Annotated in this window: 24 protein-coding genes and 1 tRNA gene; 11 read left to right on the top strand and 14 right to left on the bottom strand. The window is 72.6% G+C overall.

Annotated elements, in window-relative coordinates; genetic code table 11:
- The 6 genes from ACYVAP_RS02720 (at position 1) to ACYVAP_RS02695 (ending at position 5,887) form a co-directional block, all read left to right on the top strand.
- Complete coding sequence (locus ACYVAP_RS02720; RefSeq protein ID WP_498859411.1) at positions 1-807, top strand: lysophospholipid acyltransferase family protein; 807 nt, start codon at positions 1-3, stop codon at positions 805-807.
- Positions 804-2,516 carry an FAD-binding oxidoreductase gene (locus ACYVAP_RS02715; protein ID WP_498859410.1) on the top strand — a complete coding sequence of 571 codons (1,713 nt, stop codon included), beginning with the start codon at positions 804-806 and terminating at the stop codon, positions 2,514-2,516. Before ACYVAP_RS02720 ends, ACYVAP_RS02715 begins: the two co-directional genes overlap by 4 nt.
- 16 nt (positions 2,517-2,532) lie before the next feature.
- On the top strand, positions 2,533-3,138 hold the full coding sequence (locus ACYVAP_RS02710; protein WP_498859409.1) for a histidine phosphatase family protein: 606 nt from the start codon (positions 2,533-2,535) through the stop codon (positions 3,136-3,138).
- Between the two features lie 10 nt (positions 3,139-3,148).
- Positions 3,149-3,577 (top strand): hypothetical protein, encoded by a 429-nt coding sequence (locus ACYVAP_RS02705; protein ID WP_498859408.1) that lies wholly within the window; start codon positions 3,149-3,151, stop codon positions 3,575-3,577.
- 296 nt (positions 3,578-3,873) lie between these two features.
- Positions 3,874-4,653, top strand: a complete 780-nt coding sequence (locus ACYVAP_RS02700) for a ThuA domain-containing protein (protein WP_498859407.1) — start codon at positions 3,874-3,876, stop codon at positions 4,651-4,653.
- Positions 4,643-5,887 (top strand): Gfo/Idh/MocA family protein, encoded by a 1,245-nt coding sequence (locus tag ACYVAP_RS02695; protein WP_498859406.1) that lies wholly within the window; start codon positions 4,643-4,645, stop codon positions 5,885-5,887. Before ACYVAP_RS02700 ends, ACYVAP_RS02695 begins: the two co-directional genes overlap by 11 nt.
- Before the next feature lie 3 nt (positions 5,888-5,890).
- Here ACYVAP_RS02695 and ACYVAP_RS02690 read toward each other — a convergent pair whose 3' ends face one another.
- From ACYVAP_RS02690 to ACYVAP_RS02675, 4 genes are all read right to left on the bottom strand, one after another.
- Positions 5,891-6,832 carry a sulfite exporter TauE/SafE family protein gene (locus tag ACYVAP_RS02690; protein WP_498859405.1) on the bottom strand — a complete coding sequence of 314 codons (942 nt, stop codon included), beginning with the start codon at positions 6,830-6,832 and terminating at the stop codon, positions 5,891-5,893.
- Positions 6,833-7,051: 219 nt separating this feature from the next.
- Positions 7,052-7,124, bottom strand: a tRNA-Arg gene (locus tag ACYVAP_RS02685).
- Between the two features lie 139 nt (positions 7,125-7,263).
- A complete protein-coding gene (locus tag ACYVAP_RS02680) occupies positions 7,264-8,307 on the bottom strand; it encodes a FeoB-associated Cys-rich membrane protein (protein WP_498859404.1) in 1,044 nt (347 codons plus the stop codon).
- A gap of 137 nt (positions 8,308-8,444) precedes the next feature.
- Positions 8,445-9,158: a cell division protein CrgA gene (locus tag ACYVAP_RS02675; RefSeq protein ID WP_498859403.1), complete on the bottom strand. Its 714-nt coding sequence runs from the start codon at positions 9,156-9,158 to the stop codon at positions 8,445-8,447.
- Positions 9,159-9,271: 113 nt separating this feature from the next.
- Between ACYVAP_RS02675 and ACYVAP_RS02670 the strand changes: the two genes are divergently transcribed.
- Positions 9,272-10,024 carry a DUF881 domain-containing protein gene (locus tag ACYVAP_RS02670; protein ID WP_498859402.1) on the top strand — a complete coding sequence of 251 codons (753 nt, stop codon included), beginning with the start codon at positions 9,272-9,274 and terminating at the stop codon, positions 10,022-10,024.
- A gap of 30 nt (positions 10,025-10,054) precedes the next feature.
- Here the strand turns inward: ACYVAP_RS02670 and ACYVAP_RS02665 are convergent, their stop codons facing one another.
- The 9 genes from ACYVAP_RS02665 to ACYVAP_RS02625 form a co-directional block, all read right to left on the bottom strand.
- Entirely contained in the window at positions 10,055-10,720 is a 666-nt protein-coding gene (locus ACYVAP_RS02665) for an anthranilate synthase component II (RefSeq protein ID WP_264451033.1), read from the bottom strand.
- A complete protein-coding gene (gene pknB, locus ACYVAP_RS02660) occupies positions 10,707-12,926 on the bottom strand; it encodes a Stk1 family PASTA domain-containing Ser/Thr kinase (RefSeq protein ID WP_498859401.1) in 2,220 nt (739 codons plus the stop codon). Before pknB ends, ACYVAP_RS02665 begins: the two co-directional genes overlap by 14 nt.
- Complete coding sequence (locus tag ACYVAP_RS02655; RefSeq protein WP_498859400.1) at positions 12,923-14,419, bottom strand: serine/threonine-protein kinase; 1,497 nt, start codon at positions 14,417-14,419, stop codon at positions 12,923-12,925. Before ACYVAP_RS02655 ends, pknB begins: the two co-directional genes overlap by 4 nt.
- Positions 14,416-15,861 carry a peptidoglycan D,D-transpeptidase FtsI family protein gene (locus tag ACYVAP_RS02650; protein WP_137769815.1) on the bottom strand — a complete coding sequence of 482 codons (1,446 nt, stop codon included), beginning with the start codon at positions 15,859-15,861 and terminating at the stop codon, positions 14,416-14,418. Before ACYVAP_RS02650 ends, ACYVAP_RS02655 begins: the two co-directional genes overlap by 4 nt.
- Entirely contained in the window at positions 15,858-17,252 is a 1,395-nt protein-coding gene (locus ACYVAP_RS02645) for an FtsW/RodA/SpoVE family cell cycle protein (protein ID WP_137769816.1), read from the bottom strand. Before ACYVAP_RS02645 ends, ACYVAP_RS02650 begins: the two co-directional genes overlap by 4 nt.
- 1 nt (position 17,253) lies before the next feature.
- On the bottom strand, positions 17,254-18,537 hold the full coding sequence (locus ACYVAP_RS02640; protein ID WP_498859399.1) for a PP2C family protein-serine/threonine phosphatase: 1,284 nt from the start codon (positions 18,535-18,537) through the stop codon (positions 17,254-17,256).
- The gene (locus tag ACYVAP_RS02635) at positions 18,534-19,046 is read right to left on the bottom strand and encodes an FHA domain-containing protein FhaB/FipA (protein ID WP_264451037.1); all 513 of its coding nucleotides are present in this window, start codon (positions 19,044-19,046) and stop codon (positions 18,534-18,536) included. Before ACYVAP_RS02635 ends, ACYVAP_RS02640 begins: the two co-directional genes overlap by 4 nt.
- Before the next feature lie 7 nt (positions 19,047-19,053).
- Positions 19,054-19,767 (bottom strand): FHA domain-containing protein, encoded by a 714-nt coding sequence (locus ACYVAP_RS02630; RefSeq protein WP_137769819.1) that lies wholly within the window; start codon positions 19,765-19,767, stop codon positions 19,054-19,056.
- A 250-nt stretch (positions 19,768-20,017) separates the two neighbouring features.
- Entirely contained in the window at positions 20,018-20,782 is a 765-nt protein-coding gene (locus ACYVAP_RS02625) for a L,D-transpeptidase family protein (RefSeq protein WP_264451038.1), read from the bottom strand.
- Between the two features lie 236 nt (positions 20,783-21,018).
- Here ACYVAP_RS02625 and ACYVAP_RS02620 point away from each other — a divergent pair, with 236 nt between their 5' ends.
- Together ACYVAP_RS02620 and ACYVAP_RS02615 are read left to right on the top strand one after the other, a co-directional pair.
- Positions 21,019-21,861 (top strand): serine hydrolase domain-containing protein, encoded by an 843-nt coding sequence (locus tag ACYVAP_RS02620; RefSeq protein ID WP_498859398.1) that lies wholly within the window; start codon positions 21,019-21,021, stop codon positions 21,859-21,861.
- Positions 21,858-22,670, top strand: coding sequence for a serine hydrolase domain-containing protein (locus ACYVAP_RS02615; protein ID WP_498859397.1), 813 nt, complete (start codon positions 21,858-21,860; stop codon positions 22,668-22,670). Before ACYVAP_RS02620 ends, ACYVAP_RS02615 begins: the two co-directional genes overlap by 4 nt.
- Before the next feature lie 2 nt (positions 22,671-22,672).
- Here the strand turns inward: ACYVAP_RS02615 and folP are convergent, their stop codons facing one another.
- A complete protein-coding gene (gene folP, locus ACYVAP_RS02610) occupies positions 22,673-23,599 on the bottom strand; it encodes a dihydropteroate synthase (protein WP_498859396.1) in 927 nt (308 codons plus the stop codon).
- Between the two features lie 148 nt (positions 23,600-23,747).
- On the opposite strand from folP, the gene ACYVAP_RS02605 reads away from it, so the two are divergent.
- Both ACYVAP_RS02605 and ACYVAP_RS02600 read left to right on the top strand, forming a co-directional pair.
- A complete protein-coding gene (locus ACYVAP_RS02605; protein ID WP_137769824.1) occupies positions 23,748-24,896 on the top strand; it encodes an NAD-dependent epimerase/dehydratase family protein in 1,149 nt (382 codons plus the stop codon).
- Between the two features lie 10 nt (positions 24,897-24,906).
- Entirely contained in the window at positions 24,907-26,025 is a 1,119-nt protein-coding gene (locus ACYVAP_RS02600) for a glycosyltransferase family 4 protein (RefSeq protein ID WP_498859395.1), read from the top strand.
- Positions 26,026-26,060: the final 35 nt, after the last annotated feature.

Below are 26,060 nucleotides of genomic sequence, written 5' to 3'. Positions count from 1 at the left end.
ATGGCGGAGCAGGGCCCGCGCCAGGACCCCCGCGGCGAGCGGAAGCCGGGCCTGCTGGCCTCGCTCTCCGCCCGCTCCCGCGGGGAGGGCTGGGAGGCCCCGGAGGGGGACCTCGCCAAGTACCGCTCGCGCTCGCGCTCCGCCCTGCGCTTCGTGCTGCAGCGCGGCGTGTTCCGTCTCGTGGTGCGCGCCGCGATCACCCCGCGCGCGATCGTCCACCGCCGCGTGCGCACCGTGCGCGGACCGTTCGTGCTGGTCGCGAACCATTCGAGCCACACCGACGCGCCGATGCTCGCCCAGGGGCTGCCGTGGGCGCAGGCGCGCTACCTCTCCACCGGCGTCGCCGCGGACTACTTCTTCCGGGTCTGGTACCGGCGGATCTTCGTGCGCGCGCTGTTCAACGCGTTCCCGATCGACCGTGACGGCTCGCGCAAGAACTCCGGCTTCTCCCGGCGCCTGCTGCGCTCGGGGGTGCCGATCCTGGTGTTCCCCGAGGGGACGCGCCAGCAGACCGGCCGCATCGGCTCCTTCAAGCCGGGCGGCGCCGCGCTCGCGATCGGTGTGGGGGTCCCCGTGATCCCCGCCGCGATGGTGGGCGCCTACGAGGCCATGCCCAAGGGGCGCAGCTGGCCCGTCCCCGGCCGCCCGCCCGTCGGCGTGGTCTACGGGGAGCCGATGCTCGCCGAGGAGGGCGAATCGGCCGTCGCGTTCACCGCACGCATCCGGGACCGGGTGCAGTCGCTGTACGACGACCACTACGAGGAGATCCTGGGGCATCCGCACCCGGGGACAGAGGAGTCCGCATGACCGCACCGATCGCCGCCGCCGACGTCACCCGACACAAGTGGTGGGGATGGGGGCAGGACGACGTCGCCTTCTCCGTGACGAACCGCCCGGCCTTCATCGACCTCGCGCGCAACGAGATCGGGATCGATCTCGCGAACGCGCCGGCCCCGGTGGCGCCGGTGCTCACGGACCACGAGGTGCCCGCGACGCGGCTCCCCGGTGCGGTGCGCGAGCAGCTCGCCCGGGCCCTCGGCGAGGACGCGATCCGGGACGACGACGAGCACCGGGTGCTGCACTCCTTCGGCCGTTCGCTGCCGGACCTCTTCCGCGTGCGCACGGGCGCCTTCGAGCGCCTCGTCGACGCCGTGGTCTACCCGGGCGGCGAGGAGGACGTCGCCGCGGTGCTGCGGATCGTCCTCGAGCACGACCTCGTCCTGATCCCCTACGGCGGCGGCACCTGCATCTCCGGCTCGGTCACCCCCGACGCCGAGGAGCAGCGCCCGATCCTCACGATGAACCTGGGCCGGCTCTCCCGGATCCTCGAGATCGACGACACCTCGGGCCTCGCCCGCGTGCAGGCCGGCATGTACGGGCCGGACATGGAGGCGGAGCTCAACGCGAAGGGCTGGACCGTCGGCCACTTCCCCGACTCCTTCACCTTCTCCACCGTGGGCGGCTGGGCGGCGACCCGCTCCTCCGGCATGCAGTCGGACAAGTACGGCGACATCGAGGACATCGCGCGCGGGCTGCGGCTCGTGCACCCGGACGGCGTCGCCGTCACGAAGGCGATCCCGGGCCGCGACTCGGGCCCCAGCGTCCACGAGATGATCCTCGGCTCGGAGGGCCGCCTCGGCGTGATCACCGAGGTCACCGTGCAGGTGCACCGCTCCGCGCCGGTGCGCCAGGTGATCGGCTACATGTACCCGGACTGGGAGCACGGGATCCGCGGCATGCACGCGATCGCCCGCTCCACGGACGTCACCCCGACCTTCACCCGGCTCTCCGACGGGCCCGAGACGAAGTTCTCCCTCGCGCTCTCCTCGAAGACGCCGACGACGACGAAGGCGAAGGTCTCCGCGAAGGTGCAGGACGGGCTGTTCGCCTACCTGCGCTCGCAGGGCTGGGACACGTCCGAGGAGATGTGCCTGAGCTACGTCTGCTTCGAGGGGTCGAAGGCCTCCGTCGAGCAGCAGAAGTCGATCGTCAAGAGGATCGTCAAGGCGAACGGTGGCGTGACCCTCGGCGCGAGCGTCGGCAAGGTCTATGACCAGAAGAAGTTCGACACCCCCTACCTGCGCGACTTCCTGCTGGGCCACCAGGTCTTCGGCGACGTGTGCGACACCGGGGCGACCTGGTCGAGCATCAACGAGGTCCACTCGAAGGTCTACGAGGCCTTCGAGGAGGTGCAGCGCGCCCAGGACCTGCCGGGCTTCATGTTCTGCCACATGTCCCACAGCTACCACGCCGGTGCGTGCCTCTACTTCACCTTCGCGTTCCCCTACTCGAGCGAGGAGCAGGCGCTCGAGCAGTACTACCGCGCGAAGGAGGCCGTGCAGCAGACCTTCGTGGACCTCGGCTCGACGGTCTCCCACCACCACGCGGTGGGTGTCGAGCACCGGCCCTGGATCACCGAGGACATCGGCGAGGTGGGCGTGCGGATGGTCGAGGGCCTGTTCGCGGACAACGACCCGGGGCGGAACCTCAACCCCGGCAAGATCGTCGCGTCCTGAGCGCGGGGGCCCGGCGATGAGCGTGCTCGTGCTGCGGCACGGCGAGTCCACGGCGAACGTGGAGGGCGTCATCGTCTCCTCCCCGGGGGTCCGCGCGCTGACCGAGGTGGGGCTCTCCCGCCGCGGCAGGGAGCAGGCCGCGGAGGCCGGCCGACGTGCCCGCGACACGGGTCTCGACGCGGGTACCATCGTGCTGAGCAGCGACTTCGCCCGTGCGTCAGAGACCGCCGCGGTGTTCGCGGCGGAGCTCGGCGCCCGCGGGGCGCGGATCGATGCGCGGCTGCGGGAGCGGGACTTCGGGCGCTTCGACGAGGGGCCCGCCTCGGCCTACGACGGCATCTGGGCGGCGGACGCCGCCGGCCGCAGCGGCGAGCACGGGGTCGAGCCCGTGGCGTCGGTGGCCCGCCGGGTGGGCGCGGTGCTAGCGGAGGCCGATGCGCTCGCCGCCGACGGCCGCTCCGTGGTGCTCGTGGCCCACGGGGACGTGCTCCAGATCGCCCTCGCGATCGGGGAGGGGCGGGACCCGCACGAGCATCGCGAGGTGCCGCACCTGGGCAATGCCGAGCTGCGGGAGCTGGGCCCGGCGCGGCCGGTCCCGGGCGACGCGTCGGCGCGACCGTGAGCCCGCGGTGATGAGCGTGCCGACGCCGGCCGGTCGAGCGGCGAGCGGCGGCGGGGCAGGTGCGGGTCGGGCCCTGCTGGTGGTGCGCGGGGACGTGGACGAGGTGCGTGCTCGCATCGCCGCCCTCGTCGCGGAGCGCGGTTGGCGGGTCACGGACGCGACGGGGGAGGAGCTGCTGCTCGAGCGCGGCAGCCGCGGCCGGACGATCGTCCTGGGATCCCTCGCGGGCCGTGCCTTCTACCTGAGCGCCCGGATGGGCACCCGGGCGGGGGAGGGCGGCACGCTCGTGGAGCACCGCTGGGGCGCCGGAGCCGGTCTCGTGCTGGGCGGCACCCTGGGCCGGGCCCGTGCGGCGCGCGCCCACGCGGAGCTCTCGCAGGAGCTGGAGGCCGCGCTCCGCGAGCAGGGGCTGCTGGTGCGGGTGCGCCGCGAGGGCTGAACTCCTGGGGAAGAGGAAGAGGTTCCCTCGCCATTGAGGGAACCTCCGGACGACCATAGTCCAGGATCCGTGCGAACCAGGTCACACCACGGTCACGTTTTCCGTTACTACCTGGTCATTTACTGTCGGGCGGCCCATGCTCCCCGGTCGTCGCGCGCCCCGGGCCTTGACTCCTGGGCACGTGGGAATCCGTCCCGGCGTGTCGCACCCTGCGGCGCCGCCCGCCCCTACGATGGATCGGACCGCATCGGCGCGGGCACGCCGCGCCCCGGACCCCACCACGAAGGGCATCCCCCATGACTCAGGGCAGCACCACCCTGCGCGTCGCCGTCTTCGGCGAGAACCGGCACGAGAAGGTCGACCCGCGCGTCCAGGAGCTCTATCCCGACGGCATGCACACGACGATCGCCGAGGCGCTGCGCAGCACCCTCGCGGCCGACGGCGTCGACGCCGAGGTGCGCGTGGCCCTGCTCGACGACATCGAGGAGTCCCTCTCCGAGGAGGCCCTCGCCCGGACCGACGTCCTCACCTGGTGGGGCCACATGGCCCACGACGACGTGCCCGACGAGATCGCCGAGCGCGTCGCCCGCCGCGTGCGCGAGGGCATGGGCCTGGTCCCGCTGCACTCCGCCCACTACTCCAAGGTGTTCCGCCTCCTCATGGGCACCTCGTGCAACCTGCTGTGGCGCAACGACGGCGACGAGGAGCGGGTCTGGACCGTGAACGGCTCCCATCCGATCACCCGCGGCGTGCCGCATCCGATCGTCATCCCCGAGCAGGAGATGTACGGCGAGATGTTCGACATCCCCGCCCCGGACGAGCTCGTCTTCGTCTCCTCCTTCAGCGGCGGCGAGGTGTTCCGCTCCGGCTGCTGCTTCCGTCGCGGCAAGGGCAAGGTCTTCTACTTCAGCCCCGGCGACCAGGAGTACCCCATCTACCACCAGGCGGAGATCCAGCGCGTGCTCGCCAACGCCGTGCAGTGGGCCCGCCCCGAGCCCCGCGAGATCGCCCCCGTGAAGATCGCCAATGCGCCCCGCGACTGGTACCGCGACGAGGAGACCACCCGTGTCATCTGAGAGCACCGCGCACGCGGCCCGCGTCGGGGCGGCCGTCCCCACGTCGACCCGCTCCGCCGAGGCGGATCCGAACGCCGCGCTCGCCGCCGCCGCGGGGCAGGAGCCGCTGCGCGCGGTCGTCGTGGGCGCCGGCGGCATGGGCCGCTGGTGGGCGCGCGTCATCCACGACAGCCCCATGACCGAGCTCGTGGGCGTCGCGGACCTCGTCCCCGGCATGCCCGAGGAGTCGATCGCGCAGTCCGGCGTCCCGGACCCCTCCGCGGTCGCCGTCGGCACCGACGGCGTGGACCTCGCGCTCGAGGTCGGGGCGGACGTCCTCATCAACCCCACGGTCCCCGTCGCCCACCACCCGGTCACCGTGAAGGCGCTCCACGCGGGCATCCCGGTGCTGGGGGAGAAGCCCGTCACCGAGACGCTCCCGGAGGCGCTGAGCCTCATGGCGCACAGCGAGCTCACGGGCGTGCCGTTCATGGTCTCCCAGTCCCGGCGCTTCTTCCCGCAGGTGCGCGAGCTGCGCCGCTTCGTCGCCGCCCACGGGCCGACGGTCCTCACGAGCGCGTTCTTCTCCCTGTTCACCGAGCACGAGGGCTTCCGCGCGCAGCAGCAGCACCCGCTGCTGCGGGACATGGGCATCCACGCCTTCGACACCGCGCGCTACATCACCGGCACCGACCCGGTCGCGGTGACCGCGCACGGGGCGAACCCGTCGTGGAGCGTCTACGCCGGGGACGCGACCGTCACCTGCACCTTCGAGATGGCGGGGGCGGACGGCACGGGCTCGCTGTTCGTCTACAACGGGTCCTGGAACGCGCGGGGCCTGCCCACCTACTGGAACAGCGAGTGGCGGATCGGTGCGGAGCAGGGCTCGGCGACCTGGGACGGCACCGGTGCGCCCGTGCTCGGCACGGAGGACGAGGAGCGCACGCGGGAGCTGCAGTCCGCCCTCGAGCAGGCGCTCGCGACCCCGGAGCCCGACCAGATCGACGCCTCGATCATCGAGTTCGCGACCGCCCTGCGCGAGGGCCGCACGCCCCTGTGCGAGGTGCACGAGAACATCCTGAGCTTCGCGATGGTCGAGGCGGCGGTGGCCTCCGTGGAGCGGGACGCCCGGGTGGTCATCGACGAGCTGCTCGAGGAGGCCCGCGCGGAGGCGATCACCGCGGAGCTCGATCCGGACGCGCGGGCGATCATGCAGGGCTGGGGATCGGTGCGCGAGGCGCTCACGGCCCGCTGACGCTCAGCCCTCGGTCGCGAGAGCCCTTTCGCGGTCCTCGTCGGCCGGGACCCCGGGGGCGTCGGCCGGCGGGGCGGCGGCGAGCTCACGGCGGTAGGCGCGCACCGAGTGGACGACGGCCGCGGCCCAGACCACGGCGACGACGCCGAGGGACAGCAGTCGCACGTCGTCCGGCGCGTCGACGAGGTCGCTGCGGAGGATCGTGCGGACGTTGGTCAGCACGATGATGCCGCCGACGAGGGAGCCGAGCACACGCGGTGGGACGAGCCGCACGAGCCAGGCGGCGATCGGGGCCGCGATGAGGCCGCCCGCGAGCAGCGCGAGCACCCAGGTGAGGTCGATGCCCGCGGTGCCGAGGCCCACGAGGAAGCCGAGCGAGGCGGCGACGGAGATGACGAACTCGCTCGTGTCGATCGAGCCGATCACCTTGCGGGGCTCGATGCGACCGCTCGCGAGCAGCGCCGGGGTGCCGACCGGGCCCCACCCGCCGCCGCCCGTGGCGTCCATGAAGCCGGCGACGAGGCCGACGGGGGCGAGGAAGCGGCGACGCAGCGGCTTGCCGAGGTTGCTGCGGTCGATCCCCTTGAAGGTGAAGCGCACGAGCACGTAGACGCCGAGCGCCAGCAGGATCCCGGACATGACCGGGGCGGCGACCTCGGTGGACAGCCAGGTGAGGAACGTGGCGCCCGCGAAGGCGCCGATCGCCCCGGGCAGCGCGATGCGGCGCACGACCTTCCAGTCCACGTTCCCGAACTTCCAGTGCGAGAGGCCGGAGGCGAGGGTGGTGCCGATCTCCGCGAGGTGCACGGTCGCGGAGGCGGAGGCCGGATTGGTGCCGATCGCGAGGAGCAGCGTGGTCGAGGTGACGCCGTAGGCCATGCCGAGGCTGCCGTCCACGAGCTGGGCGCCGAGCCCTACCAGGGCGAGCAGGATGAGTCGTCTCATCGATCAGGTCCTTCCGGGGCGAGAGCTGTCCACTCGAGGGAGTCTCCTCGATGCGGCCCGATAGGACAATAGTGCAGACATGACGCGTCATAAAGAACGCTGATGGGGCGTGGGGCGCGGCGGGCGAGGCGCGTCCCTGTCGCGAGGAGTGCCCTGATGCGGGGCCCGGAATGCAGAGAACCCGGGACATCGTCGCCGATGTCCCGGGTCCCTCGTCGGTGCGCCCGGAGGGATTCGAACCCCCAACCTTCTGATCCGTAGTCAGATGCTCTATCCGTTAAGCTACGGGCGCCTGCCAGCTGCGCTGACCTGGAATACATTACCGGCCCGCCCGGGGCGGCGCCACTTGAGCGGCCATGAGTCGGCTCACATCCGCGGCGCCGCCCGGGTCCCGACCGCCGTCGGGACCGCTCAGGGGCCGGTCGCGGGGCTCAGGAGCCCCAGGTGCCCTGGCCGTTCCCGCCCTGCTGACCGTTCCCGCCCTGGCCCGGCTGGGGCGGGTTCTGCCACGGCTGCTGAGGGGCCGGCGGCGGGGACTGCTGGCCGCCCTGCTGCTGCCAGGGCTGCGCGCCCTGCTGGCCGGGCTGCTGGCCGAACGGCTGCTGCCCGCCCTGCTGGCCGAACTGGTCCTGACCGCCCTGCTGCGGCGGCTGCCCCCACGGCTGCTGACCCTGGGGGGCCTGCGGGGCCTGAGGCGCGGAGCCCTGGCCCACGGCCGGGGAGCCCGGGGCGGCGGGGGCGCCCGGGTAGGCGGCGGCGCCGAAGCCGGCGGGGGCCACGGGAGCCTGCGAGAAGCCGTTGCCGCCGCCGTTCTTCTTGCGGCGCGAGCGGACCACGAAGAACACGATCGCCGCGATCACGAGCAGGGCGAGGAAGCCGAGCACGACCAGGATGATGATGACGACGAGCCACGGGAAGCCGCCGGACTTCGCGGTGATGTCCACGCCCTGCGAGAGGTCGACGATGTCGGTGTAGACGACGGTGTTGCCGTCGATCGTGCCGCCCTGGGAGCTGGTGACCTCACCGGGGAAGGAGAAGACGACGTTCACCTGGAACTGGTCCGCCTCGGGGAAGACCGCGAGGTCCTCCTCGGTGATCGGGGAGCTGCCCATGTTCATGACCAGATGGAGCTCGCCGCCCTCTTCCGTGAGCTGGATGTCGGAGGTGAAGTCGGCGCTGGTCACAGTGCCCTCGATCGTGCAGCCCCACATGCCGTCCGCCTCGTACGGCTCCCAGGTCGCGGTGCCGAAGCCCCCGGACTCCTCGGACTCCGAGCTCGCGCAGAACTCCTCCGCCGAGGAGTAGTACTCCTGGACGACGTCGGTGTTGACCGCGAGGTCCATCGAGACGTCGATCGTGTCGACGTCCTTGACGTCGAAGGTCGCATCGAGCTTGCCGCAGCCGGCGAGAAGCAGGAGGAACGGCAGCATCAGCAGCGCGACCAGCCGCCGCCTGCGTGAGGAGAGGGTGTGCATGAGGAGCCCCTGGGGAAAGGTGTCGGCACGGACGCGCCGAGCGGCGGCCGCAGCCTCAGCCTAGCGAGAGACTCGCCACTTCGCCCTGGGGAGAACTCCCCATCATGGACAGGTGTCCACTCCTCGGGCTCCCGGGATCACTTCCAGAACATGAGCATGCCGCCGCCGGTGAGCATCACGCCGAAGCCCACGGCGAGGTTCCAGTCGCCGATCGGCAGGGGCAGCGTCGCCGAGGACAGGTAGTAGACCACCAGGTAGAGCAGGCCCAGGATCAGCAGGACGACCGCCGTCGGAGCCAGCCACACCGGGTTCGGGGCCACGGCGGCGACGCGGCGCCGGTTCGTGCGGGCGGTCTCCGCGGCGGCGCTGCGGCGGGGCGAGGAGGAGCGCGTGGCGTCCTTCGCCTCCTCGGGCACCTCGGGGACGGGGGCGCGGTCCTTGGCCTTCTTCGCGCCCCTGCCCTTCTTCGCTCGCGCGGCCTTCGCCGTCGCGGCGTCCTTCTCCGCGTCCTCGTCCGTCTCGGCGAGGTCGTCCACGTCGTCGGTGTCCACGTCATCGGCGACGTCGGCAGTGGAGTCGGCGTCGTCGGAGCCGGCGGCGTCCTCGGTGACCGTCGCACGACGGCGGCCGCGGCGCACGGGATCCTTGGCGGAGGCGGCGGTGGAGGCGGTACCGGACGCAGGGGAGGTCGTGCCCGACTCGTCGCCCGTGTCCGCGGCGCCGCCGTCGGCGGCGTCCTCGGCAGCGTCCGCGGTGTCCGCCACGAGGGCGTCCTGCTCCTCGGGCGCCGGGGCGGCGGTCCTCGCCTTCGCCTTCGCGCGGGCGGACTGCTTCCTCGTGCTCCTCGCCATCGGGCGCTGCTCCTCGGATCGGGGTCGTGCGGGCGTGCCGCGCGGGCTCGACGGGTGCGAGCCGTGACCTAGGGTAATGGGCGTGCCTGGAGGGCGCGACGAGAGGAGGCGGCATGGCGAGCGAGGAGAGCACCCCCGCACCGGACCCGGACGCCCCGCGGCGCCCCTTCGGCGGCCGGATCGGCGTGGCCCTCGTCATGGCGCTGTGCGGCGTGCTGTTCGTGACCACCGCCCGCCTCGCCGGCGGCGACTCCCTGCGCGACGACTCCGGGGACGTCGCCTCCGTGCTCCGCGAGCGGGACGTGGAGATCTCTCGCCTGGGTGACGAGGCGCGCACCAAGCGCGAGGCGATCGACGGCCTCACCGCGCAGGGCGCGGACGCCGAGACCGAGGCCCGCACGCAGGTGCTCACCGACGAGGTGGGCCTCAGCGAGGTCTCCGGTCCCGCCCTGCGGATCACCCTCACCGACGCGCCGACGGGCGTGCTCGGCTCGATGGACGGCGTCGAGCCCGACGACCTCGTCGTCCACCAGCAGGACATGGAGTCCTTCATCAACGCCCTCTGGGCCGGCGGCGCCGAGTCGATGATGCTCATGGACCAGCGCGTGGTGGGCGGCAGCGCCTTCCGCTGCGCGGGCAACACGCTCCTGCTCGAGGGCCGGGTCTACTCCCCGCCGTTCGTCATCACCGTGATCGGGCCGACGGACCGCATGCTCGCCGCCCTCGACGCCGATCCCGGCGTGACCGTGTACCGGGAATGGGTGGACTACGTGGGCCTCGGCGAGAAGATCGAGACGCTGGACACGACGACGCTGCCGGCCTACGACGGCTCGCTCTCCCTCGACGCCGCGACCACGACGCCCTGAGGCACGGGGCCGGGCCCTGCCGCGAGGCGCTCAGGAGGAGGCGAGCAGCGGGGCGAGACCCCGCGAGCGCTCCTCCGCGTCGATCCCGTCGCACATCTCCAGGAAGCGCGCGAGCATGAGATGCCCACCCTCGGTGAGCACGGACTCCGGGTGGAACTGCACGCCGTGCAGCGGCAGCTCCCGGTGCGAGAGGCCCATGACGACGCCGTCCGCGGTGCGGGCGGTGACCTCCAGGACCTCCGGCACCGACTCCGGCAGCACCGTGAGGGAGTGGTAGCGGGTGACCGTCAGCGGGCTCGGCTCCCCGGCGAACACGCCGTGGCCCTCGTGCTCGATGACGCTCGTGCGCCCGTGCATGAGCTGCTCCGCGTGCGCGACCGTCCCTCCGAAGCGCTCGCCGAGCGCCTGATGGCCCAGGCACACCCCGAGCATCGGGACCACCTGCTCCGCGCAGCGGCCGATCACGTCGAGGGAGCGGCCCGCGGTCCCGGGATTGCCCGGACCGGGGGAGACGAGCACGCCGTCGAAGCCCGTGAGGTCCACGGCGCCGTCGGCCGTCTCCGGCACGGCGTCGTTGCGCACCACGGTGCAGGTGGCGCCCATCTGCTCGAGGTAGCCGACGATCGTGAAGACGAAGCTGTCGTAGTTGTCGATCACCAGCACGCGCGCGCCGCGCCCGGGCTCAGCCGTTGCCATTGCCGTTGTTCCCGTTCCCGTTCCCGTTCCCGTTGCCGTTCCCGTTGCCGTTCCCGTTGTTGCCGTTCGACGTCGTGGTGGGCGCCTCGGTCGTCGTCGGGTCCGCCGTCGTCGGCTCCTCCGTGGTCGGGGTCTCCGTCGTGGGCGCCTCTGTCGTCGGCTCCTCCGTGGTGGGGGTCGGCGTCGGCGTCGCCTCCGGGCCCGTCGAGACGATCACCGTGATCGTCGAGCCCGCGTCGACCTTCTCGTCGGCCTGCGGGTCCGTGCGGATCACGCTGCCCTCGTCGATCGAGTCGGAGGACTCCGTGTCCCCACGCTCCACACCGAAGCCGGCGTCCTCGAGGATCGTCTTGGCGTCCTCGTAGGAGCGGCCCGTGACGTTCGGGACCGCGACCGGCCCGGGGGCCGTGGCGATCGTCAGCTGGATCGTCGCGCCCATCTTCGCCGAGGAGTCCTTCGGCGGGGTCTGGTCGGTGACCGTGCCGGCCGTCGCGTCCGAGGACTCCGCCTCGGTCGTCTCGACCTGGAAGCCGATGTCCTCCAGGCGCTTGGTCGCCTCCTCCTCGGTGAGGCCCTCGACGCTCGGCACCGTGTAGCTGCCGGTCGCGACCCACACCTGGACCTCGTCGCCGGGCGTCGCGGAGGAGCCGGCCTGCGGGCTCGAGCGGGTGACCGTGCCGGCCTCCGCCTTCACGGCGTCCTCCTCGCCCGCGACGGTCATCGTCAGCCCGACCTCCTCGAGGGCCGCGCGCGCATCGTCGCTCGACTTCCCCGTGAGGTCCGGGACGTCCACGGGGGCGGGGCCGGAGGAGACCACGACGTTCACCGTGGAGCCCTTCGTGACCTCCTGCCCGGCGCCCGGGTCCGAGGAGATGACGGTGTCCTCGTCGACGTCGGCGGAGGCCTCCTGGGTGTACTTCCCCTTCAGCCCCGCCTCCTCCAGGCTCTGCGCCGCCTCGTCCTGGGTCTGCCCCTGGAGGGTCGGCACGGCGACAGTGGCGGAGGCCTGCTGCGCCCACGGCTGCCAGAACCACAGCAGCACGCCGAGCACCGCGAGGACCGCGAGGACCACGAGCGCGATCAGCCACCACGGCTTGCGGCGCTCGTCCTCCTGGACCTCGTCCGCCGAGCGGGGCGTCACCTGGCCCGTGGCCGGGCCGGACGCGGCACCCGCCGCGCCCGCACCGGCGAGGGCGGCCCCCGCGGGGACCGCGGCCTGCGCGGAGGTCACCGCGGGCAGCGCCTCGGTCTCGTCGCCGACGGGCCCGAGGACCGTGGTCGCCGGGGTGTCGTCCCCGGGGCCGGTCGCCGCGCCCACCGGGACGGCGCCGTCCACGAGCTTCGGCTCACGACCGGCGACGGCCGCTGCGATGTCCCGCGAGAGCGCGACCGCGCTCGGGTAGCGCTGCTCGCGGTCCTTGGTCAGGCCCGTGAGGATCACGGCGTCCAGCGCCGGGGTGATGCTCGGGTTGATCGCCGAGGGCGCCACCGGGTGCTCGCGCACGTGCTGGTAGGCGATCGAAACGGGGGTGTCCCCCGTGAAGGGCGGGCGGCCCGTGAGCATCTCGTAGAAGACGCACGAGGCGGAGTAGATGTCCGAGCGGGCGTCGACCAGCTGGCCGCGCGCCTGCTCGGGGGAGAGGTACTGGGCGGTGCCCATGACGGCCTGGGTCGCGGTCATCGCGCTCGTGGCGTCCGCGACGGCGCGGGCGATGCCGAAGTCCATGACCTTCACGGTGCCCGCGTCGGTGATCATGACGTTGCCGGGCTTGATGTCGCGGTGCACGATCCCCGAGCGGTGCGAGTACTCCAGCGCGCTCAGCAGCGCCGCCATGATCTCGCCCGCGCGGTGCGGGTCCATGGGGTGCTCGGGATCGATGTGCTCGCGCAGCGTGGTGCCGCGCACGTACTCCATGACGATGTACGGGATCGTCACCTCGGCGCCCGTGACCGTGGTGTGGTGCTCCTCGCCGGTGTCGTACACGGCGACGATCGAGGGATGGTTCAGTGCGGCGGCACTCTGCGCCTCGCGGCGGAAGCGCTCCTGGAACGAGTCATCGCGCGCGAGGTCCGAGCGCAGCACCTTCACCGCGACGGTGCGGTGCAGGCGCTTGTCCTCCGCCAGGAAGACCTCCGCCATGCCCCCCTGGCCGAGGATCCGCCCGAGGGAGTAACGGCCCCCCAGAACCAGACTCTCTCCGCTCACTCCACACCCGTCCTCGTGCCGTGGCCGCTCCGGGCCGATCGTCCCATCGTAGTGCGTGGGCGCTCCGCCCCCGGCCTGTTCAGGCCCGGTGCGAGCAGGCCCACTGCGGCGCCCTGCGCCGCCCCCGCGGCGGGGACCGGCAGCCAGCCCATGCCGCCCGCGACCGCGGCCAGCACGACGACGAGCAGGATGAGGAGCAGCACGAAGCCCGGCAGGGACATGCCCATGACCTTGCGGCCCGTGACCGAGCCGCGGCTCGTGCGCTCCGTGCGGTCGGTGCGCTCGCGCCGACCCGCCTGGTCCTGACCGGCGGCGGCTCCCGCCCCCGACCGGCCGGCCCCTGCCGCCGGAGCCGCCGGCGAGGGCGAGGCCGCGGAGCGCAGGGCCGGCGCCGAGCTCGCCGAGGAGGCGGACAGCGCCGACGGACCCGAGGCGCCCGAGCGGTGGCGGATGCCGCGGCCGCGGCCCGAGAGCGGCAGCGGCATCGCGGCGGTGCGGGTGGGCCCCGTCGCGTGCGGGCCCGTGCCGGGGCTCCCCGAAGGTGAGGTGGCCGAGGCGGCCGCGGCGCCGCGACCGCGCGCCGCGGCGCCGGTCGGGTTCTCGCCCGTCCAGTCGTGGTCCTCGACATGGGTCACCGGGATCGCGCCGGTCGTGAAGCGGGGCTCCTCGCCGCGCTGGATCGCCTCGAGGATCCGGGCGACCGCCGCCGCCGAGCGGGGACGGTTCGCGGGGGCCTTCGCGAGGCACATCATCACCAGGCGGCGCAGGTCCGGGTGGATCCCCGAGGGGAGCTCCGGCGGCTGCTTCTTCACCTGGGCCATCGCGATCTCCACCTGGCTCGAGCCGGTGAAGGGGCGATGCCCCACGAGCATCTCGTAGGCGACGATGCCGAGCGCGTAGATGTCGGAGAGCGAGGTGGCCTGCTTGCCCATCGCCTGCTCCGGCGAGAGGTACTGGGCGGTGCCCATGACCAGGCCCGTCTTCGTCAGCCGCGCCTGATCGGAGCTGCGGGCGATGCCGAAGTCCGTGATCTTCATGGACCAGTCGTTCTTCTCGTCCACGAGCACGTTCTCGGGCTTCACGTCACGGTGCACCACGCCCTTGGAGTGGGCGGCGTCGAGCGCCCGGGCGAGGTCGATGAGCACGGGGATGATCCGCCGCTCGGGGAGCCCGCCGGGGTTCTCCTCGATGATGTCGGAGAGCGGCCGGCCGGGGCAGAGCTCCATGACGATGTACGCGCGGCCCTCGAGCTCGCCGTAGTCGTACAGCGCGGCGATCGCGTCGTGCGAGAGCGCGGCGGTGTGCCGCGCCTCCGCGCGGAAGCGCTTGAGGAAGCCCTCGTCGAAGGCGTACTCCTCGCGCAGCACCTTGATCGCGACCTCGCGGTCGAGCTCGGTGTCCACACCCCGCCACACCTGGCCCATGCCGCCGGTGGCGATCAGGCTCCTCAGCTCGTACCGTCCCTCGAGCACCAGTCCCGCTTCGGTCCTCATGGCTGGATCACCGCCTCCATCACGTCACGGGCGATCGGCGCGGCGGTCCGCGAGCCGTAACCGCCCTCCTCGACCACCACGGCCACCGCGACCTTCCTGTCGTCCTGCTGCGCGTATCCCACGAACCACGAGTGGGCGGTGCGGCCGTCGCCCCACTCGGCGGTGCCGGTCTTGCCGCCCACCTCGGCGCCGTCGATCTGGGCGGCGGTGCCCGTGCCCTCGCTCACCACGCCCTCCATCATCTGCCGCATGAGCGCGGCGTTCGAGGCGCTCAGCGGCCGGCCCAGCTCCTTGGGTGTGAGCTCGGAGATCGTGGAGAGGTCCGAGGTGCTGACCTTCTGCACGAGCTGCGGCTGCATGACCGCGCCGTCGTTCGCCATCGCGGAGGCCACCATGGCCATCTGCAGCGGCGTCACGCGGTCCTCGTACTGGCCGATCGACGTCGTCGCGAGCTGCGAGGCGTCGAGGTCATCCCCGATCGTCGAGGGGGTCACCGAGAGCGGGATCGAGAGCTTCTGCCCGAAGCCGAACTCCTCGGCCGTGGTGCGCAGCTGGTCCTCGCCGACCTCCTGGCCCAGCAGGGCGAAGGAGGTGTTGCACGACTGCTCGAGCGCCGCCTGCAGCGTCGAGGAGTCGTCCGGCCCGCAGGCCTCGGTGCCGCCGCCCGCGTGGTTGTTCATCACGGAGCTGGACTGCGGGAGCGTGTAGGTGCCCGGGCCGGGGATCTGCGTCTCCGGCGTGTAGCCGCCGGACTCGAGCGCCGCCGCGGCCGTGACGAGCTTGAAGGAGGAGCCCGGCGGGTAGAGGTCGCCCGCGATCGCCCGGTTGGTGAGCGGGCGGTCGGGGTCGTCGTTGAGCTCCGACCAGGCCGCCTGCACGTCCTTCGTGCTGTGCGAGGCGAGGTCGTCGGGGTCGTAGCTGGGGGCGGAGACCATGGCGAGCACGGCGCCCGTCTCCGGGTCCAGCGCGACCGCCGCGCCCTTCTTGCCGTCGAGAGCGTCGTAGGCGGCCTCCTGGGCCTTCGCGTCGATCGTGAGCTCGACCGTCGCGCCCTGCCCCTGCTTGCCGGAGAGGATGTCGGAGATGCGCTGGTAGAACAGGGCATCCGCGTCCCCGGAGAGGGTGTCGTTCAGGGCCCGCTCGAGGCCCGAGAAGCCGTAGACCACCGAGTAGTAGCCGGTGACCGGGGCGTACATCGCGCCCGGGTCGTAGCTGCGCAGGTAGCCGTAGGAGTCGTCGGAGCGCGCGGAGGAGGCGATCGCGGTGCCGTCCACGACGATCGGCCCGCGGTGGCGGCCGAACTCGTTGTAGATCGTGCGGACGTTGCGGCCGTCGGCGTTTAGGCGGCCCTGGGCGACCACCTGGAAGTAGGTGGTGGAGGTGAACAGCAGCACGAAGAGCACGCTGACCACGAGCCAGAGATGGCGCAGGGGACGGTTCATGCGATCGCCTCCGCGGGGGAGCCGCCGGCCGGGGCCGGGGAGGGGGCGCCCGGCACCTGCCGCGCGGCCGGGCGGCGCGCGGCGTCGGAGAGCCGCACGAGGATCCCGGCGATGATCCAGTTGCACACGAGCGAGCTGCCGCCCGCGGCGAGGAAGGGCAGGGTCAGGCCCGTGAGCGGGATGACCCGGGTGACGCCGCCGATGACGACGAACACCTGCAGCGCGATGACGAAGCCGAGGCCAGCGGCGAGCAGCGTGCCGAAGCCGTCGGAGATGCCGACGGCGGCGCGGAAGGCGCGCTCGACGAGCAGCAGGTAGAGCAGCAGCAGGGCGAAGGCGCCCACGAGGCCCAGCTCCTCCGCGAGTGCGGAGAAGATGAAGTCCGACTCCGCGAAGGGCACCACGTTCGGGCGCCCCTCGCCGAGGCCCGCGCCCGTGATGCCGCCGTTGGCGAGGCCGAACAGGCCCGCGTTGATCTGACCGCAGCGGTCGAAGTTCTCGCTCGAGAGCGGGTCCAGCCAGCAGGTCAGGCGCGTGCGCACATGGCTCATCTGGGTCGCGGCGATGACCGCCGGCGGCAGGAACAGGACCGCGCCGATGACGAGCCAGGAGAGGCGGTCCGTCGCGACGTAGAGCATCGCGACGAACAGGCCGAAGAACATGATCGAGGTGCCGAGATCGGTCTCGAACACGAGGACCGCCATGGCGAAGGCCCAGGCCACGAGGATCGGGCCGAAGTCCGCCCAGCGGGGGAGCCGGATCCCGAGCACCTTGGGGCCCGCGAGCGCGAGCGTGTCGCGGCGCGAGACGAGGTACCCGGCGAAGAACACCGCGAAGCAGATCTTCGCGAGCTCCGCGGGCTGGAAGCTGTTGCCGGCGATCGAGATCCAGATCTTCGAGCCGTAGCGCGAGGAGCCCAGGCCGGGGACGAGCGGGGTCAGCAGCAGCACCGCACCGGTCACGGCCGCGATCCAGGTGTAGCGGCGCAGCCAGCGATGGTCCCGCAGGGCCACGAGCAGCGCGGCGCACAGGATCACTCCGAGGCCCGCCCAGAGCATCTGGCGGTCCGCGACGGCGCTGCTGCGGTCCTGGTAGAGGATGCGCGCGGAGTCCACGCTCGCGATCACCGCGATGCCCAGCAGGTTCAGCAGCACGACGAGCGGCAGGATCACCGGATCCGCGTACGGCGCGCGCCACATGACCACGGCCTGCAGCACGACGGCGACCACGAGGGCGCCGACGGCGTGCTCGACCAGGCCCGGGGGCAGCTCGTCGAAGCGGCCGAGCCAGACGAGCGCGTAGGCGGTCACGCCGATCGCGACGGCGGCCAGCAGCAGCAGCGCCTGGGTGATGCGCCGCGGCCGTGCGGTGTAGGAGACGATCGTGGCCATGTCAGCCGGCCTCGCCGGAGTCGCTGCCGTCGGAGGGCGAGCCGGTGCCCTGCGGGTCCACCGGGATGTCCGTGATCGCGGACTGCTCGAGGCGGCCCACGATCTGCTCGGCGGCGTCGCGGTTCGCGGCGGTGATCGTCGCCTCGACCTGCTGGCGGGTCACCTCGGGGAGGTCCGCCATGGCGACGTCGGTGACCTCGACCTCGGAGGACAGCGAGATCGGGCCGAGGTCCTGGGAGAGGCCCTGGTAGACGACGACGTGCGTGCCGTCGGAGCCCACGTAGTACTGCCGCTGGCTCCACGCGTACCCGGCCCACAGGGCGCCGGCGAGCAGCGCGACGAGCAGGGCGACGGCGACGAGCACGGGCCACGGGCTGCGCCGCGGCGGCTCGTCCTCCGCGAAGTCCTCGTCGGCGTAGGGGAACTCGGGCTCGTCCCGCGTGAGCGCGGCGGCCTTCGCGGCCGGGCCGGAGGCGGTCGTCGGGGCGTGGCGGGTGCGTGCTGCGGAGCCCACGATCTGCGGGGTCGTCGAGGGCGCCTCCTCGCCGCGGGGGAGGTCGTCGAGGTCGATGACGTCCGCGATGATGCAGGTGATGTTGTCCGGTCCGCCGCCCTTGAGGGCGAGCTGGATCAGGGCGTCCGCGCACTCGCCCGGGTCCTCGATCTCCTGCAGGGTCGCGTCGATCGTGTCGAGGGAGACGAGTCCCGAGAGGCCGTCGGAGCACAGCATCCAGCGATCGCCCACGTGGGCGGGGCGCAGGGAGAGGTCCAGCTCCGGGTCCGCGTCGACGTCGCCGAGCACGCGCATGAGCACGGAGCGCTGGGGGTGGCGCTCGGCCTCCTCCTCGGTGAGGCGGCCCTCGTCGAGGAGACGCTGGACGAAGGTGTGGTCCTTGGTGACCTGCGTGGTCTCGCCCTCGCGCAGCAGATAGGCGCGCGAGTCGCCGATGTGGGCGAGCGCGAAGCGGCCCTCGAGCCGCAGCAGCGCGGTGATCGTGGTGCCGAGCCCGGCGAGCTGCGGCTCGTCCCGGGCGCGGCGCAGGATCTCCTGGTTCGCCTCGAGGACGGACTCCTCGAGGGTCGCGACGATGTCCGAGGCGGGGGTGTCCGCGTCGAGGCGGGCGAGGTGGCCGATCGCGACGGAGGAGGCGACGTCGCCGCCGGCGTGGCCGCCCATGCCGTCGGCGACCACGAGCAGGTGGCTGCCGGCGTATCCCGAGTCCTGGTTGTTCGAGCGGACCAGGCCCACGTCCGAGCGTGCGGCGTAGCGGAGGGCGATCGTCATCGGGGGCCTCGTCTCAGTTCGATCTCGGTGCGGCCGATGCGCACCTGGGCGCCGGGCCGGAACGGCACCGAGCCCTCGATGCGGCGGCCGGACACGAGGGTGCCGTTGGTCGAGCCGAGGTCCTCGACCACCCATTCGTCGTCGCGCTGGAACACGCGCGCGTGGCGGTTGGAGGCGTAGTCGTCGTCGAGCACGAGCGTGCACTCGGGCGCGCGGCCGATGAGCACCGGGGTCGAGCCGAGGGTCAGCGACGTCCCGCGCAGCGGGCCGGCGGTCACGACGAGCGTCGTCGCGGTCACCGCGGGATCGGTGCGCGTCGCGCCGCCGCCCGCGGTGGGCGGTGCGCCCGCCGCGGAGGGCCGCTGCTCACGGCGCGGGTCCTTGCTCGAGCGGGTCACGACGGTGGTGCCGAAGAGGTCCCCGCGCAGCACGATGACGACCGCGATGACGAAGAGCCACAGGGCCAGCACGAAGCCGAGCCGCAGGGCGACGATGGTCAGTTCGCTCATGCGTCGCTCACCAGCTCTCCGGCGCGCCGGCCGGGAGCAGGACGGTGAGCCGGGTGCGTCCGATCTTGACCAGCGAGCGGTCGTGGAGGACCACGGGCGTGCGGATGCGCTCGCCGTCCACATGGGTGCCGTTGGTCGAGCCGAGGTCGGTGACGACGAGCGTGCCGTCGGCCTCCGTGCGCAGCTCGATGTGGTGCCGGGACACGCCGGTGTCCTCGAGGATGATGTCGGCGTCGCCGCCGCGGCCGATCACGGTCACGGGACCGGTGAGCAGGTACTGCTGGCCGTCGATCTCGACGATCGGGTGGCCGCCGGCGCCCGCGCGACCGGCCGCCGTGGCGGGTGCGACGCTGCCGCGCTCGGTGCGGGACTCGGTCTCGAACCGGCCGGGACGCACGTCGTCGTCCTGCGCGAGGTCGACGTGGACGGGGCCGACGAACATGTAGCGCTGCTTCTCGGCGTGCTCCATGAGCACGCGCACGAGCTCCTCGACGAGGGTGTCCTGCCACGAGGAGAAGCGCTCGAAGTCCTGGCTGTGCAGGTAGACGGTGTAGGCGTTCGGCGCGAGGGTGCGCACGCGGTCCATGACCTGGATCTGGTCGTCGCACTCGCGCTTGAGTCCCTGGGCGAGGTCCAGCGGCTTGAGCTGTCCGCGCCCGGGGGAGAACACGCTCGTCACCCCGCGGTCGAGCCCGCGCTCGATCCGGTCCAAGATCCCCACGGTGAACCCTCGCTGTCCTCGTGCCATCGGTGCTCCGCCGGCCCGTGCCGCGCGGGGCTGTTCGCCCCCCGATCGTAGCGTGCAGGTGGGGGCGCGGAGCGGGGGCCGCGCGGCAGGACGGCGAGGGAATCGTGCAGGCCTCGTGAAGGAGGGGCCCCATGGAGGAGGAGCCCCGCCGTGCGGCGGGGCTCCTCCGGGTGTCCCTCGGCCCGGACTGCCGGGAACGGGGCGAGGGACGGTCGTGGCGCGGTCAGCGCACGAGGACGCGGCGGTCCTTGACGATCCAGTTCTCCCGCCACAGCAGATCCGTGGCGGCGGTCGAGATGCGGGCGCAGCCGTGGGAGGCGGGGTAGGGCGGGATCGAGGTGGATCCGTGGATGGCCCAGCCGCGATCGTAGTAGCCGGGACGGTAGAGCCGGCCCAAGGAGCCCGTCTGCCAGCCGGCGCTGTGGAGGCGGTACATGCGGAAGCTGCCCTTGGGCGTCGTCGCCGTCTTCCAGCGGCCTCCCGAGTAGTAGCGCTCGCCGCTGCCGGTGGAGGTGTTGAAGGTCCACTTCACGCGGCCGCCGGTGTAGCAGATGAGGATCTGCCGCTTGAGGTCGATGTCGAAGGAGGAGCCGCTCGTGACGGCGCTCCTCGGCTTCTTCTTCGCGGCGATCGCGGCCTGGGTCTTCGCGCCGACGACGCCGTCCTTGCCGAGCCCGGCGACCTTCTGGATCGCGTAGACGGCCTGCTCGGTGACGTGGCCGAAGCTGCCGTCCGCCGTGCCGCACCAGTAGCCGAGGCTGTTCAGGTTCTTCTGGAGCGTGGTGACGGCGGAGCCGCGGGAGCCTTTCCTGAGCACCGGGGCGGCGAGCGCCGTGCCGGTGCCGAGCGTGAGGCCCGCGCCGAGGGTGCCGACGCCGAGCAGGATCAGCCCGCGCCGTGACGTGACGGGGAGCTGATCGACCGGCGGGGCCGGGTCGGACTCCGACGGCAGCGGCCGCGCGGAGAGATGGATGAGCGGACGGTTCATGATGGTCTTCCCCCTGTGATGCCAGTATTGCCTGGGTCGTCCGGGATCTCCGGTCCCCTCGGACATCATGCACGAGGCGCACTCGGGTCAACAAGGGGTAAAAAGTTCCCGGTCAGCAGGTTTCTGGTCAGTAGTCGAGAATTCCCCAGGTGCGGGGCCCGAGCGAGCCCGGATCACGATTCGGCCACCGGCCGCCGCGCCCGCCCCGCCGTCTCCCGCTGTGCGATCATCGCCCGGTGGAGAACGTCGCGCCCCCGCCCCCCGAGCCGCTGCCCGCCCCGCACGAGCTCGGGCTGAGCGACGCCGACGCCGTGCTGTGCACGGAGGGCGACCCCGCCCGGGTCCGCCCCCTCGCGAGCGTCTCCAAGCCGATCACCGCGCTCGCCGCGCTCGTCGCGGTGGACCGGGCGCTGATCGACCTCGAGGACGCCGTGGACCGCGAGGGCGTCCCCGCCGGCGCGACCGTGCGCCACCTCCTCGCCCACACCGCCGGCCTTCCCTTCGAGGGCGCCGAGGCGATCGCCGAGCCCGGCACCCGCCGCATCTACTCCAACGCCGGCTTCGAGGTGCTCGGCGCGGTCCTCGAGGACGCCACCGGCCACGACCTCCCCGACTGGGTCGAGCAGACCGTCCTCGCGCCGCTGGGCCTCACCGACCTCGAGGTGGACGGCTCCCCGGCCGCCGGCTACCGGGGCAGCGTGCGCGACCTGCTCGCCGTGGGCCGCGAGCTGCTCGCCCCCACGCTCCTGCCGGAGGATCTCCACCGGGAGGCGACGACCGTGCAGTTCCCCGGGCTCGACGGCATCCTCCCCGGCTACGGCCGCCAGCGCCCCAACGACTGGGGCCTCGGGTTCGAGATCCGCGGGAGCAAGCACCCGCACTGGACCGGCTCGCGCAGCAGCGAGCGGACCTTCGGCCACTTCGGCCAGTCCGGCTCCTTCCTCTGGGTGGACCCCGAGGCGGGTCTCACCGCCGCCTACCTCGGCGCGGAGCCCTTCGGCCCCGCCCACGTCGCCGCCTGGCCCGGCCTGACCGACGCCCTGCTCGCGGACGCCCTGCCCGGGGAAGGCGGAAAGTGAGCACCGCGCTCGACCTCCTCGACCGTTTCGGCTTCGAGGCCGCCGCGATCGTCATCGGCCCCGAGGGAGTGCGCGCCGCCCGCGGCGACCTCGACCGCGTGCGCCCCTGGCGCTCCGTGACCAAGACCGTCACCGGCACCGCCTGCGCGATCGCCCTCCAGGAGGGGCGTGCGCACCTCGAGGACCCGGCCGGCCCGCCCGGTTCCACCCTGCGCCACCTGCTCGCGCACGCCTCCGGCTACTTCTACGAGTCGGACTCGACGCTGCAGGCGCCCGGGCTGCGCCGCCACTACTCGAACCACGGGATCGACGAGGCGGCCCGCCACGTCGAGCGCGCCGTCGGCCGCGACTTCGGCGACTGGGTGCAGGAGCGGGTCGCGGACCCCCTCGGCATGACCGGCCTCGACTGGACCGGCTCCGCCTCCGTGGGCGCCCACGGCGCGCTCTCGGACCTCGCCCTGCTCGCGGGGGAGCTGCTGCGGCCCACCCTGCTCGAGGCGCCGTGGATGCGCGAGCTCACCACCCCCCAGCTGCCCGAGCTCGTGGGCATCATGCCGGGCTTCGGCAAGCAGGACCCGAACCCCTTCGGCCTCGGCATCGAGGTGCGCGGCCACAAGTCCCCGCACTGGACCGGGAGCGGGAACTCCCCGGAGACCTTCGGCCACTTCGGCATGCGCGGCACCGCCTTCTGGGTGGACCCCGTCGCGGACCTCGCGCTCGTGGTCGGCACCTCGCACGACTTCTGCGACGCCCACCGCGAGGTCATGCCGCGGCTGGCCGACGCCGTGCTCGCCGAGCACCGGCGCTGACCTCAGACGTTGTGCACGAGCGGGCCCTCCGGGTCCCGCCACCCCCGGATCACCTCGAGCATCCGCACCAGGCGCACCGTCGCGGCGACGTCGTGCACCCGCAGCAGCCGGGCGCCGCGCTCGACGACCCAGGCGGCGGAGGCGAGCGACCCCTCGAGGCGCTCGGCCGCCGGGAGGCCCAGCGACTCCCCGATGACGTCCTTGCGCGAGAGCGCCGCGAGCACGGGATGGCCGAGATCGGCGAAGCGCTCCCAGCCGCGCAGCACCTCGAGGGTCTGCACGGTGGACTTGTTGAGGTCCGGGCCGGGGTCCACGACGATCCGCTCCGGGGCGATGCCCGCCGCGAGGGCCTGCTCCACGCGCACCGCGAGGAAGTCCCGCACCTCGGCGACGACGTCCCCGTAGACGGGATGCGGGTGCGCCCGGCGGGGCTCGGCGAGCGAGTGGGTGATGACGAGGGAGGCGTCCGTGCGGGCCACCACGCCGGCCAGGCGCGGGTCGGAGAGCCCCGTCGTGTCGTTGATGAGATCGGCGCCCACGGCGATCGCGGCATCCGCGACGTCGGCGTGGAAGGTGTCCACGGAGAGCAGCACATGGGGCAGCTCGCGGCGCAGGCGCTCGAGGACGGGGACCACGCGGTCGATCTCCTCGGCCACCGGGACCGGCTCGCCGGGCGCGAACTTCACGCCGCCCACGTCCACGAGGTCCGCCCCCGCCGTGCCCGCCGCGAGGCCCGCCGCGACCGCCTTCTCGAGGGAGTCGGTGCGGCCCTGGTCGAAGAAGGAGTCCGGGGTGCGGTTGACGATGCCCATGACGAGCACCCGGCGATCCGTGGACGGCAGCGGCCGCGGGCGGAGGGGGCCGACGTGGTCGGGGGTCGGCGCGGGCGCCGGCACGACGGTGACATCGGGGCGTCGGTCCTGGGTCATCGGTCATTCCTCTGCTGTTCATGACGGCGGGAGTCCGTCTTTGACGGCCTGTCGCCCTGCATTACGTTAAGAGCGGACGCTCTGCTCCTCGATCCGGCCGAGGGCGTCCCGCGAACGCCGGGAACCGACCTATCGGAGGTATCGAACCATGAAGATCGTCGTCGCCGGCGGAGACGGATTCTGCGGCTGGCCCACCGCCCTCTACCTCTCACAGAAGGGCCACGAGGTCACGATCGTCGACAATCTGGTGCGCCGCGAGATCGACGAGGAGCTCGGCTCGAACTCCGTGACCCCCATCCTCCCCCTCGAGGAGCGCGTGCAGGTCTGGAAGGAGGTCTCCGGGAAGGACATCGCCGTCGTCATCGGCGACCTCACCGACTACGAGACCGTCTCGCACCTGTTCGAGGACCTCCAGCCGGAGGCCTTCGTGCACTTCGCGGAGCACCGCAGCGCCCCCTACTCGATGATCGACCGCGAGCACGCGATCGAGAACCACCGCAACAACGTCGAGGGCACCCTCAACGTCCTGTGGGCGATCAAGGACCACGCGCCGGACTGCCACCTCGTCAAGCTCGGCACCATGGGCGAGTACGGCCAGCCGAACATCGACATCGAGGAGGGCTGGATCGAGATCGAGCACAAGGGCCGCAAGGACCGCCTCCCGTTCCCCAAGGCCCCCGGCTCCTTCTACCACCTCACGAAGGTGCACGACAGCGACAACATCATGTTCGCGTGCCGCGTCTGGGGCGTCCGCGCGACGGACCTCAACCAGGGCGTCGTCTACGGCCTCGAGACCGACGAGACCCGCCTCGACCCGCGCCTCGTGAACCGGTTCGACTACGACGCCGTGTTCGGCACCGCCCTGAACCGCTTCATCATCCAGGCGGCGATCGGACACGACCTCACGGTCTACGGCAACGGCTCCCAGACCCGCGGCTACCTCGACATCCAGGACACGGTGCGCTGCATCGAGCTGGCCTGCCTGAACCCCGCCGACCGCGGAGAGTTCCGCGTCTACAACCAGTTCACCGAGCAGTTCTCCGTGCTCGAGCTCGCGCAGAAGGTCCAGAAGGTCGCCCGCGACCTCGGGATGCAGGCGGAGATCGCGAACACCGAGAACCCGCGCGTGGAGAAGTACGACCACTACTACAACGCGGTCAACACGAACCTCCTGGACCTGGGCCTGGAGCCGCACCTGCTGACCGACGAGCACCTCGCCGAGGTCCTGAAGGTCGCCCAGCAGAACACCGAGCGCGTCAAGCGCGAGCTCGTCATGCCCACCGTCACCTGGAAGTGACGACCGCCCGGTGAGGATCGCGATCGTCACGGAGACCTTCCTGCCCTCCGTGGACGGCGTGGTGACGAGGCTGCGCCACGCCGTCGAGCGCTACGTGGACCTCGGTCACGAGGTCATGGTCATCGCGCCGGACCTCGGCGTGACCGAGCACCACGGGGCGCGGGTGGTGGGCGTGCGGCCGGTGACGCTGCCGTTCTACAAGCATCGGCGCTTCACCCTGCCGAGCCCCACCGTGGACGGCATCATCCGGGGCTTCCACCCGGACGTCGTCCACGCCGCCCAGCCGATCCTGCTCGCCTCCTCGGGGGCCTTCGCCGCGCACCGCCAGCGGATCCCGCTGGTCGCGAGCTACCACACCCACATCCCGCGCTACCTGGACCTGTACCGGGCGTGGCGGTGGGGCAAGCCCGCCGTGTGGTGGCAGATCCGCCGCAACCACGCCCTCGCGGACGTCAACATCGCGACCTCGGAGACGATGCGCGCCGAGCTCGCCGAGCACGGCATCGAGAACCTCCACGTGGTCCGACGGGGCGTGGACACCCACACCTTCCACCCCTCCTTCGCGAGCGACGCGATGCGCGAGCGGCTCACGCAGGGGCACCCGGAGAAGAAGCTCCTGGTGTTCGTGGGCCGCCTCGCCGCGGAGAAGGAGATCCACCGGCTGCGGCCGATGATGGACCGCCGCGACGACGTGGCCCTCGCGATCGTGGGCGACGGGCCGTTCCGCGGGGAGCTCGAGCAGCTCTTCCGCGGCACCTCGACCGTGTTCCCCGGGTTCATGGAGGGTGAGGAGCTCGCGAGCGCCTTCGCGAGCGCCGACGCCTTCGTGTTCCCCTCCGTCACCGAGACCCTGGGTCTCGTCATCCTCGAGGGCATGGCCTCCGGGCTCCCGGTGGTCGCCGCCCGCTCCGGCCCCACCCTCGAGCAGGTGACCGACGGCGTGGACGGGCTGCTCTTCGACTCCGGCGACGAGGCCTCCCTCGACGCCGCCCTCGAGCGGCTCGGCGACGGCGACCTGCGCACGCGGATCCGCGCCGCGGCCCGCGCCGAGGCGGAGAAGTACTCCTGGGAGGCGGCGTCGGACGACCTGCTCGGCTACTACGAGATGGCGATCGCGCAGCACGGCTGAGGCACGGAAAGAGACAGCACGGACCGAGGCCCGGC

The organism is Brachybacterium horti, from assembly GCF_054777615.1.
This window is presented reverse-complemented; position numbering and strand designations above follow the sequence as displayed.